This window comes from Chitinophaga solisilvae (genome assembly GCF_009928525.1).
Lineage (GTDB): Bacteria > Bacteroidota > Bacteroidia > Chitinophagales > Chitinophagaceae > Chitinophaga > Chitinophaga solisilvae.
Genome location: NZ_JAABOK010000006.1, coordinates 174,983 through 187,032 on the forward strand (window position 1 = coordinate 174,983; position 12,050 = coordinate 187,032).

The 12,050-nt window shown below is 48.7% G+C and carries 6 protein-coding genes; all 6 read right to left on the bottom strand.

What is annotated here, in order from left to right; translation table 11 throughout:
* Positions 1 to 254: 254 nt before the first annotated feature.
* The 6 genes from aspS to GWG06_RS14105 all read right to left on the bottom strand — a co-directional run bounded on the left by aspS (position 255) and on the right by GWG06_RS14105 (position 12,050).
* Entirely contained in the window at positions 255 to 2,003 is a 1,749-nt protein-coding gene (gene aspS, locus GWG06_RS14080; RefSeq protein ID WP_160713914.1) for an aspartate--tRNA ligase, read from the bottom strand.
* 128 nt (positions 2,004 to 2,131) lie between these two features.
* Entirely contained in the window at positions 2,132 to 3,181 is a 1,050-nt protein-coding gene (locus GWG06_RS14085; protein WP_160713916.1) for an NAD(P)/FAD-dependent oxidoreductase, read from the bottom strand.
* Positions 3,182 to 3,208: 27 nt separating this feature from the next.
* Positions 3,209 to 9,214: an alpha-2-macroglobulin family protein gene (locus GWG06_RS14090; RefSeq protein ID WP_235938342.1), complete on the bottom strand. Its 6,006-nt coding sequence runs from the start codon at positions 9,212 to 9,214 to the stop codon at positions 3,209 to 3,211.
* A 199-nt stretch (positions 9,215 to 9,413) separates the two neighbouring features.
* Positions 9,414 to 10,301, bottom strand: a complete 888-nt coding sequence (gene sucD, locus GWG06_RS14095; RefSeq protein ID WP_127038139.1) for a succinate--CoA ligase subunit alpha — start codon at positions 10,299 to 10,301, stop codon at positions 9,414 to 9,416.
* A gap of 198 nt (positions 10,302 to 10,499) precedes the next feature.
* On the bottom strand, positions 10,500 to 11,303 hold the full coding sequence (locus tag GWG06_RS14100; RefSeq protein WP_127038141.1) for an ABC transporter ATP-binding protein: 804 nt from the start codon (positions 11,301 to 11,303) through the stop codon (positions 10,500 to 10,502).
* 3 nt (positions 11,304 to 11,306) lie between these two features.
* The gene (locus GWG06_RS14105) at positions 11,307 to 12,050 is read right to left on the bottom strand and encodes an MlaE family ABC transporter permease (RefSeq protein ID WP_127038143.1); all 744 of its coding nucleotides are present in this window, start codon (positions 12,048 to 12,050) and stop codon (positions 11,307 to 11,309) included.

Sequence of the window (12,050 nt, forward strand, 5' to 3'; positions counted from 1 at the left end):
TAATACGTCTTCTCTCTAACCTTATCTTCGTCGTTAATTTCTTGTTAAAAAATATAGTTCCTTATAATTGCGCCAATCCCCTTTGATGCGGCCGGAAGCCATATCAAAGGGGATTTTTTTCGCTTAAAGCATCCGCTTATTGCAAAGATTAGGCCAATAACCAGCTGTGGACGGACGTGGACAGGCATTTATGACAGTTACGTGAGAGTTTGCTATTATCTCACTATATAAATCCCTGACGCTAAAGCCCTCAGCTATTTTACCAGCTGAATCTTTAATTCTTTCAGTTGGGCGTCATCAATAGCAGCAGGAGCATCGAGCATGACATCGCGACCAGAGTTATTTTTCGGGAAAGCGATGAAATCACGGATACTTTCACTGCCGCCCAAAAGCGAGCACAAGCGATCAAATCCGAAGGCAATACCACCGTGGGGCGGTGCACCATATTCAAATGCTCCCAGCAGGAAGCCAAATTTATGTTCTGCTTCTTCTTCAGACATACCCAGCGCAGCGAACATCTTCTGCTGTAAATCGCGCTGGAATATACGGATAGAGCCACCTCCGATTTCTGTTCCGTTCAATACAATATCGTAGGCGTTTGCTTTGATCTTTGCATACTGTGATAAATCATTCATCAGTGCGATATGGTCCGGTTTGGGTGATGTAAACGGATGGTGACGTGCTACCCAGCGGTTTTCCTCTTCTGCATATTCAAACAGGGGGAAGTCTACTACCCACAACGGTTTATAATCGTTTTTATTGCGGTAACCCAGGCGTTCTCCCATTTCCAGGCGCAGCTCGCTCATCGCTTTACGGGTACGCTCTTCCTTGCCAGCCAGCACCAGGATGAGATCTCCGGGTTTAGCCCCGCATTTCTCCGCCCATAATTTCAGTTGTTGTTCGTCAAAAAATTTATCCACCGAGCTCTTCAGTGTGCCATCTGTATTGTATTTCACATAGATGAGTCCGCTCATGCCGATCTGCGGGCGTTTTACCCATTCCGTCAGCTCATCCAGCTGTTTACGGGTATATTCCGAACAACCGGTGGCAGCGATACCTACTACCAGTTCCGCTTCATCAAATACTTTAAAGCCTTTGTTCTTCACGGTATCATTGAGGTTCGCCAGTTTCATTTCGAAACGGATATCCGGTTTATCGTTACCATAGAACTCCATGGCATCGTCCCAGGTCATCCGTGGAAATGCACCGTCGAAACGGATGCCTTTTATTTCCTGGAAAACATGCTTCAGCATATTTTCAAAAGTGTTGAGGATATCTTCCTGGTCCACGAAGCTCATTTCGCAGTCAATCTGCGTAAACTCCGGCTGGCGGTCAGCACGCAGGTCCTCGTCACGGAAGCATTTCACGATCTGGTAGTAACGGTCGTAACCGCTCACCATCAGCAGCTGTTTGAACGTTTGCGGAGACTGTGGCAGTGCATAGAACTCGTTGGCGTTCATACGGCTGGGCACCACGAAATCGCGGGCGCCTTCCGGGGTGGATTTAATCAGGAACGGCGTTTCAATATCCATGAAGCCCTGGGAGTGCAGGTAATTGCGCACTACGCGGCCTACATTGTAACGTAATTCCAGGTTCTGCCTTACCGCATTGCGGCGCAGATCCAGGAAACGGTATTTCATACGCAGTTCATCACCGCCATCCGTATCATCTGTAATGGTGAAAGGCGGCGTTTTAGCTGCATTCAGAATTTTATAGTCGCTTACCGTGATTTCGATATCGCCGGTAGGGATATTTTTATTTTTGCTGGAACGCTCGGTTACCGTGCCGGTTACCTGAATAACGAACTCACGGCCCAGGGGCTGTGCATCCAGTTTGGCGTTCAGGTTTTCGCCGAATAACAGCTGCGTAATACCGTAGCGGTCGCGTAAATCAAAAAAGTTGATGCTTCCAAACTTTCTAACTGTTTGTACCCATCCGGCCAATGTGACTTCCTGGCCCACCTGTTCCATTCTTAATTCCCCGCAAGTGTGCGTCCTATACATGCGTAAATAGTTGTTTTTAAAAGTGTTATGGTTGAAATCCGGAATGTGCTGCCAGCTGATTGCGACCACTCCTTCAGTTGTTCAGCCATGCCCATAAGGGGGGCAAAGATACGGTTTGCAACGGGCATTTACCGCTGAATTATGTTAAAATATCGTGACACGTCTATTTCCTTCATCAGTGGGGCCCTGCCGGCCAGCACTTCTGTGAAATGCGCTGCCATAAAGGGTGCCAGCGAGCAGCCTTTGGTGCCTAATCCGTTAAATATCCCAATGACGGGTATTTCGGGGTGCAGCCCTGCAATAGGCCGGCGATCGTTGCCGGAAGGGCGTACGGCGGCCAGCTGACCGGTTACTTCGTAAGGCACCTTCAGCAGCTGCTGCAGGCTTTGTTCCAGCTTCTCCCGCTGCGCGGCCGTCGGATCATCGTCTGCGTAATCCCATACGAAGGAAGATCCTGCCCAGAACTGTTCAGGCCCCTGCGGCACCAGCGTTATGCTTTTCTTGATAATATCCTGCGTATCAAGCCCGGGAACCTTTACCAGCAACACTTCGCCCTTGTTGGGCAGAAATTTTATATTCCGGAAGAAGGGATACTGCATGGTAGCCATCCCGTCGCAAAAGATGATTTTATCTGCCTGCACATCATTGTATATCACACTGTCATCGCGTATCTCCAGGGAGGACAGGTCGAAATGTACCGGTAGCAGTGCCTCCTGCGATTGCAGGTAATTACGCCACGCCGGAAGCAGCGTTTTCAGGTTAACCGTTGCTCCTTTAATGATGGCTGCACCAAAAGGCTGATCGAGGAAGGAAGCATATTGCAGCTGATCCGGAATCTCCGTATATACGTGACTGTTGGGTTTGGAGAAGAAGGCATCCCGCATTTGCTGCGAGGGGAATACGCTCCAGAGGTTACGTTCTGTGAAGACAGGCACCTGCAGCAAGGCAGATAGCTGGTTGTAGGTATCCTTTGCAAAAGGATAAATGGTATCGTACATCCAGGCCGGCTCAAAGCGGCGACCGGAAACAGGATTAATGATTCCGGCCGCCACTCTGGAGGCACTGTTTATTTTTCCGTCGTCGGCCACCAGTACGCGCTTTCCTGCCTGCAGCAGGAACCAGCTGAGCATGGTGCCGGCTATTCCCTGACCAATAATGAGGTAATCCACTCGTTTCATGGCGGGAAATTACGAATTGCCGCGCAACTACTTCTCCACTACTTTCACGCTGAGACCTTCGCTGTGCGCGCTGAATTCAGGTGCGTACATGCACTGCGCCGTACTTATACCGTTGGAGAACTTACCCTGATGTGTTACAAACAACACATACTCGAATACATAAGTTCCTTTTGGCAGATAGCTGAAGAAGAAGTCGGTGGAAGCGTCTTTGGTGCTTTCATAATAACTCAGTCCGCCCTGCCATTTGCTGGCGCTGATAACATTGAGCGGCTCAAAGCAGGCTGCGCGCATATCTCTCAGGTGGATGTATTCCATTGTTCTGTCCGCACGCAATACAATTCTCACTTTCACCTTATCTCCTACTTTCAGCTCGTTACCTTCAGTTATTTTCGTCAGCGCTGCCCCTTTATCTGTATTCACTTCTTTATACAGTTCCTTTTCCAGTACCAGCGGTGTTTTAGCGGCAGAGATCTTATCGAGGTTCTCGAAATACTGCCAGTACACGGCGCCCCAGGAAGGCTGACCTTTGCTACCGTCAACGGTTACGGTGATATTACCCATATCTGCTTTCACTGCTTTACCATCTATACGTTCCTTGAAGTAGCCGGTACCCGCTTCGGTTGGCTGCGTACTGCTGCTCACCGTGGTTTTACCCAGCCGGATGGTTACCTGCGGAGCTGCTGCCAGCCAGTTGCTGCCGTTGAGCAGCATAGCATAACATGCATCAGCAGTGGCTTTGGTAGTATGCCAGTTGTTGGTTTGCTTATTTTTCAGCAACCAGGTTTTCATATCTGCAACGGCTGTTTTGTCATTGCCTTCTTCGAATGCTTCGATCAGCAGGGCCTGCGTTTCTATCGGCGCTTCGTGCCAGTTGTATCCTCCTGTCAGATCTTTCCAGTACATACCCATTTCAGGATTATTGATGGAATTTTCTTTCAGTGATTTCAGTATAGCCGTTGGCGTTACCTTATCATTTTTTCTGCTGAGGGTAAGCGCAGACATACCTTGTGCGTACTTGCCCAGCTTAGGCCAGTACTGCTTTTCCTGTTCCAGGAAATAATCAAAGGATTTCTGCATGGCAGGCGCAATGTCGCTGCTGAAGAAGCTGCGCGCATACAGGTAATGCACCTGCAGATAACCAATCTGTTGTTTTTTCAGATCAGCCTTATGTTTAATAAGATCGTAATAGTCTTTGTCGAGCTGACGATCCAGCCACGCCATCGCTTTGGCCGCAATAGCTTCTGCTACCGGATCTTCCTTACCGGTGAGTTTACGCAGGTGACCGATGCCGGCAACGATATATTGTGTAATGAACCTGTCAGCCCACATGCCGTTAAACCAGGAGAATGAGCCATCGGGCTGTTGTTTGGCTGCCAGCTGATCCAGTGCGGTTTTTCTTTCCCGCTGCATGCGTTGCAGGTCAAACAGCAGTGCGATATTCTTTTTCTGCTGCTCTTCGTTCTTTGCTTCCAGCACCCACGGTGTCTGTTGCAGCAGTACTGCCTTCAGCTCTTCATTTTTCTGCAGGTTACTCAGCAGGGCGGCAGTATCGGTATTTTTCCATCTTTCAAAAATAGCTTTGATACCGGGTGTAACAGCTGTAATATGAGTTGCCAGGGCATTGGCATAATAACGGTTAAATACCTGTTCTGCACAATCGTACGGATATTCCATCAGGTACGGTAACGCCTGTACGGCGTACCATGCCGGGTTGCTGGTATACTCTACTGTAACGGCCTGCTGGCGTAGTGTTGAAGAAGAATCGCTGTGCAGGAGTTTATCAAAAGTAAAGGTATGTTTCCCGTCGCCACGCACCGGCAGCGGCAGGGATTCAGTTACCAGCATGGAGTTCGTCAGCACAGGTATAGCATTTTCTTCTCCGTCGCTGAAATTGCCGGCCTGCGCGGTTACGCGGTACAGCAAAGCGCTGTTGAATCCGTGCGGCGCCTGGAGCTGGAATGTTACAACGGTACTTTCCCCTGCCTTGGCAGTGAAGTGCTGGGTAGGGAAAATATTCTGGAACCATCCGTCTACCGGCTGCATGGTAGCGGCATCCAGCAGTTCAAGGTGTGCCTGGCCAATGAGCAGGGTATCTGTCAGGTTGCTCACTTTAGCGGTGAAATCAATCTTATCTCCTTCTCTGATGAAGCGCGGCGCATTAGGCTGCACCATCAGTGATTTCTGTGTTACGATGCTGGCATTGACATAACCGAATGCCAGGTCCTTTGTATGTGCCAGCCCCTGGAAGTTCCATTTGGTCAGGGCTTCCGGCATGGTGAATTCGAAAGATACATTTCCGTTTTTATCGGTGCGCAGGTCTGGCAGGAAGAAGGCTGTTTCCTGGAAATTCTTTCTGATGCTGATATTTCCATTGGTATTTTCTGTTTGCTGTTCTGCTGGTTTATTCTCCTGTTGTGCCACGCCTTTACCGGCAGCATCTTCGGCAACTGCGGCGGGAGCTGGTGCGGCAATTTCTGCTATTGCTTCAGACCTGGACCGTTTGTACATAGCGGCAGGTTTGTCTTTACTACCGCTTCTGACACTTATACCAGAAACAACACCGCCCATGAATCCGTTACCGTCATGCATATTCCAGTCGAAGAAATTGAGCGCATCATAGCTTCTGTCTGTTATCGGGTAATCTTTACTCACAGTAGATTCAAAGAAATACTGCGATGTCACCTGCCGGAAATTATCATATGCAGAAAAGCGTCTGCTATTGGAAACGGAAGGGTACAGATAAGGGGCGCTCCACTGGTGTGGTGCAAATGCGTCCAGCGATGCGTCGTACATGGAAGCCAGCAGTTCAGCGGCTACCTTCTCTCCTTTGTTACCGGCTATTTCCACGGTCCACTTTTCTTTTTCGCCGGGCAGCAGCTTATCGCGGTGCGTAGCTGTTTTCACCTCCAGCGTTTTATTATCCCAGGGTACGTTGATGTATTCTTCTGTGGCGTAGAAGCGATTATCTTTTACAAAGACGTAAGTGGCCAGCAAACCGCCTCTGTCCTGCTCAGTAACCGGATACTCCAGTCTGTTCAGACCGGAAAGGTTCAGTGTCGTAATTTTTTCCGGTTGCTGTACAGATTGCAGCGACTGAATGACATGAACATCCTTAGCGGAAGTACCCAGCAGCACAGTTGCTTTCTGACCAGGCTCCCGGCGTGGTTCCGGCTGGAATTGCCACAGATAGGCAGGTGCAGCCAGGGTTTTAGCGTCTGTATCTATCAGCTCAAAAACGGTTTTCTGGATCACCTCTTTCCCGTTTCTGTCTTTGGCAGTTGCTACCAGCTCATAGTAGCCTGGCGCAAGCTTTTTGCTATCCAGTGTTACTTTACCATCAGGAGCAGTAACGAAGCTCTGTTGTATGGCAGCGGCCTTGCGTTGCCAGGAGGCCGGCTTATCTTCATCTTTATAGATATCTGACGGGAACGCCTGTACGAATGCTGCTTCTGTCATCACAAACTGATCCGGCTGTTCCCAGTAGCGTTCGCGCAATAAGCGGCTGGTGGGTTGCAGTGGCAGCAGTTGCAGATTAACGGTAGCTTTCTCGTAAGCGCCGTTAAGATTTTTTGTGAAGATATTCAGCGCGGATAAATCTTTTGCCACCACACGGGATGCCAGCTGTATGCTGATTTCCATTGTCTGGTATCCTGCCTGAATCCATTGCTCAGCACTGCGGGTTTCTCCGTTCAGGTCTGTTATATCAGCGTGTACTACATAGGAGAAAACAGGCAGCGTTGCCGGGTCCAGGGATCTGTCGGGCAATGCAGGGAACTTTATTTCAAAATGTCCGCCGGCGTCGGTGGTAGTTTCTCCATGTGCTATTTCTCTGGAAGTACCGGTGGGTACGTATCTTCCGAACATCCAGGGATACGGGAAGCGCACTTTCCTTTCCACCCGGTATTTAACGATGGCGCCGTTGATATTGTTTCCGGCGTATGCCAGCGCTTTACCATTGGCAGTAACGGTTTCGCCTAAACGATAACTGTTCTTTACGGTATCAAACTCCACGAAGAATTTAGGTCTTTTATATTCTTCCACATGTACTGCCAGGCCACCGATTCCTTCCTTCGTTTCAAGTTTGAAGTATCCGTTCATACGGCCTTCCGGTATTACAAATTTACCGGAGAAAGAGCCGTATTCATTGGTTTGCAGCGTAAGCGTATCCACTTTCTCGCGATTGGCATCGAGCAGTTGTATAGTGGTTTTATATCCGCTTACAATATCGGAGACAGATTGTTCCTGCTTTCTTTTTACTACAATTCCCTTGAACCAGATAGTTTGTCCCGGCCGGTAAATACTTCTGTCTGTAAACAGGAACAGTTCTGGTTTTATGTCTGTTTTTTCAGCAGGCTGATTATGATAGATGTATTTGGTATCATCCAGGAAAAGGAGATCATTCTTCAGTTCCCATTTAATACGGATGGTATTGTAATTGGAGCCTTTGGCGATGGCGGAATCAAATTCCACCCTGCCGTCTCTGGCAGTGGATAATGTTTTATACAGTTTCCAGTTGTCGCCGTCGTAGCTGCCTGTATTACGCCAGACGCCAGCCTGTACATTGGCCAGCGGTTTACCGGTGGTACGGTCCAGCGCATAGTAGCTGGTACCGCTTTCCATATAGCTGATGCTGGAAATCCAGGTAAACTGCAGGGCCATCGGGTTGTCTTTCAGGGCGAAAGCCGGCTGGGTGCTGGCAACGATCATGTATTGTCCGAGCGGCAGGGCATCTATCTTTATTTCAGCGCGGTGGCTGGTATAATCCTTCGGATCTGGAAGTGACTGTTCCCAGTGTTTGGCGGCTGGCCGGGAAGTAATCAGTTTCCAGTAGGCATTTTCGGCTTCCTGGTAGTTATTGCGGGCTTTGCGCAGCTGTTTCAGAAATGCTTCATCAATGGCTACGGCGCGCAGGTATATTTTGCTGATATTCTTATAGTTCACGAGCGTACGGAAAGGAAGTCCGGGTACATTCACCTGCTCTGTAGAAAGCTCCAGGAACGGGGCATTGATCTGATCCAGCAGATAAGCGCAGGAACTGGCGCCATTGGTGTGGGGAAACTGCTTCATGGCATCTTCGCAGATGGCTTTGGCTTTTTTAATATTGCCTGCGCTGTCTGTTCTTTCCGTCTGACCGTTGCGGTAATACCAGGAGGCCAGCTGGTGCATAACACTACTTACTTCCGGCAGCCCCTTATAATCTTTGGTCATCTGTTCCAGTGCCTGGCGGTAGAGTTCATCCTTATTATCCACCACTGCCATCTGGTTCATATAGTCCAGGCGTTTCATATCTACATCCAGCTGAGCGGCCTTATCATTTTCGTGCAGGCGTAACAGTTGCTGCAGCAGCAAAACGGCCTGGTACTGCAGGGAGGTAGCATCGGTGGTTTTGAAGGTATGTGCGGCAAAGGCAGCGGCTGGTGCAAAGGCAGCAGCATCATCCAGTTCAAACTGGTTGGCTGGCTTTGTCAGCCGTTCTTCTCCGCTCTGGAAATAGTCCAGCGCGCGGTGTGCGAGCAGGTCAAATAAGGTATTGCGCAGCGGGCGGGTATGTTGTCCTTTGATAAGAATGGGATCAAAGACAGCGATATCGGTTTTCTCCAGCAGTGTTTTATCTGCCAGGGAAGCCTGGTAGGCGGAGGTGATCTCTTTGGTAAGGCGATCCAGGCTCCAGGAGGTAATATCGTTTCCTTCCTCATGGCTGATGGCCGTACGGTTATAGAATTTATACCGGTTCTGCTGCAGGTAGCCGTATAGCATTTCAGCGCGGATAGTTTGCAGGATGGCGCGGGCAGGGCCTTTGGCTGCGGCAATGTTGCCGTTGATTGTCTCCAGATTCTGCAGGGTGCTGCTGTCGCTGATCTGTGAATTGTATTTCAGCCGGAAGATGAGCGCCTTTATCTGCTGGGCTTCCGCTTTATCTTTCACGGCCTGGGCGTAAATTTTATTTACTTCTTCCAGGGCGGATTTGGGCAGCCCTTTCTCTTCCAGGGCAGACACTTTTTTCCAGTTATTGTCGTAATTCGTCTGGGCCATTATTTTATAGCTGCTAAAGATTAAAACAATGAATAATCCAATGAATGAACGCATAAAGAATCGTTTATTATTGATATTAAGTTACTTTATTTATCAGGATGCGGGAAGAATACAGGTTTCCATAACGGGGCAAAAAAAAAGTGAAAAGTGATGGCAATCCGCTTCACTTTTCACTTTTCTAAAGAAATATCGGAGAGGCTTATGCCAGTGCAGCTTTTTTGCTGAGCACTTCTGCCATTGTTTTACCGATGTTGGCAGGGCTTTCCACTACGTGAACGCCGCATTCGGCCATGATTTTCATTTTAGCAGCGGCTGTATCGTCAGCACCACCGATGATAGCGCCGGCGTGGCCCATACGACGTCCCGGAGGAGCTGTCTGGCCAGCGATGAAACCTACTACAGGTTTAGTACCGTGTTCCTTGATCCAGCGGGCAGCGTCAGCTTCCATACCACCGCCGATTTCACCGATCATGATGATACCGTCAGTTTCAGGATCGTTCATCAGCAGTTCAACTGCCTCTTTGGTAGGCGTACCGATGATCGGGTCGCCACCGATACCGATAGCGGTAGAAACACCCAGACCAGCTTTTACTACCTGGTCAGCAGCTTCGTAAGTCAGGGTACCGGATTTGGATACGATACCGATTCTGCCTTTCTTGAAGATGAAACCGGGCATGATGCCTACTTTAGCTTCTTCTGCAGTGATAACGCCAGGGCAGTTAGGTCCGATGAGGCGGGTAGCAGTACCTTGCAGGAAGTTTTTCGCCTTGATCATATCCTGAACAGGGATACCTTCTGTGATACATACTACGAGAGCAATTCCTGCTTCGGTAGCTTCCATGATAGCGTCAGCGGCAAATGCCGGCGGTACAAAAATGATGGAAACATTGGCGCCGGTTGCTTTTACAGCATCCGCCACGGTGTTGAATACCGGACGTTCCAGGTGAGTGGTGCCACCTTTACCCGGAGTTACGCCACCAACAACCTGTGTACCGTATTCAATCATCTGAGTAGCATGGAAAGTACCTTCTGTACCGGTAAATCCCTGCACAATCACTTTACTATCCTTATTAACTAAAACACTCATCGCGCTTGTTTTATTGGTTTATTATGTAATATATTTCTGCTATAGGTGCGGCAAAAATAAGACATTTTCATTTGGTTATTTGGTTATTTGAGATTTGGTTATTTAAAATGTAGCGGAGATGGTTGCGAATATGATATACGCGAAAATCTCCGCTGCATTTTAAATAACAAAATCTCAAATAACCAAATAAGTAAATATCTAGTCTTTTTTGAGCTGGTCGCGCCAGGAGCCGTCTTTGAAAAGGTCCAGCTGACGCATTTCCTTGGCTTCCCGGAGGAATTCAGAGGCAAAGATGAAGTCGTTCAGCTTCTGGTCCTTACTGAAAACAATGTCCTTGTTGCTGCCTTCCCATTGTTTCTTGCCCTGGTACATGTATACGATATGATCGCCGCTTTCCATTACGGTATTCATATCGTGGGTATTGATGACAGTAGTGATATTATATTCTACGGTCAGCTCCTTGATCAGTTTATCGATGAGCAGGGAGGTCTGCGGATCCAGGCCGGAGTTCGGCTCATCGCAGAAGAGGTACTTGGGGTTGAGTACGATGGCGCGGGCGATACCGACCCTTTTCTTCATACCACCGCTGATTTCCGCAGGGAACTTCTTCGCTGCATCCTTTAGCTGTACTCTCTCCAGGCACTCCATGACACGTTTCTTTTTATCTCTCAGGGTATCCCGGCTGAACATATCCAGCGGGAACATGACATTTTGCTCCACTGTCATGCTGTCAAACAGGGCTGATCCCTGGAACAGCATGCCTATTTTCTGGCGGACGAGTTTTTTCTCTTTCTCTTCCATAGCGGTAAAATCCTCCTGATCATAGAGGATTTTGCCGGTGTTGATGGTCATCAGGCCCACAATGCATTTCATCATCACAGTTTTTCCGCTGCCGCTGGCGCCGATGATCAGATTCACTTTGCCGGACTCCATTACTGCCGAAACGCCCTTCAGAATCTCCTTATCCCCAAAGCTCTTGGTTATGTCTTGCAGTTCAATCATGATTTACAGTAATATAGCCGTTAATGCGTAGTCCATAAATAATACCAGTACACAACTTACCACCACTGCGGTGGTGCTGGCCTTACCGATTTCAAGGGCGCCACCCTGAACGTTATAGCCATAGTAGGCTGATACGCTGGCTATGATGAAACCAAAGGAAAATGATTTGGCCATCGCAAAAAATACGTTGTATGCCTTGAACTCCTGTCGCAGCCCCTGCATAAACTGTTCACTGGAAAGTACGCCGGACAGTACGCCTGCTTCCTTTCCACCCCAGATGCCCAGGAAACCGGCAATAGCGACCAGAACGGGTATCATGAGGGTCGCAGCCAGAATTTTCGGTGCTATCAGGTAACCTTTCGTGTTGATACCCATCATTTCCAGGGCATCAATCTGTTCGGAGATACGCATGTTACCCAGTTCAGAAGCGATCTTGGAACCGATAACACCCGCCAGTACAATACTGGTCAGCGTAGGAGCAAACTCCAGAATGATGGTATCCCGCACCACCTGCGCAATAGTACTCTTGGGAATGATAGGACTTACCAGCTGGTAGGCTGTCTGTAAAGTGGTTACACCACCCATAAAGAGGGAAATGATAAAGACTATCCCAAACGACCCTACGCCAATATCCACACACTGCTGCATAAACTGCTTCCAGTACATCTTAAAGTTTTCCGGACGGGAAAACATGCCTTTCAGCATCAGCAGGAAGTTTCCGAAATGATAGAAGAATTTGAACTCCAT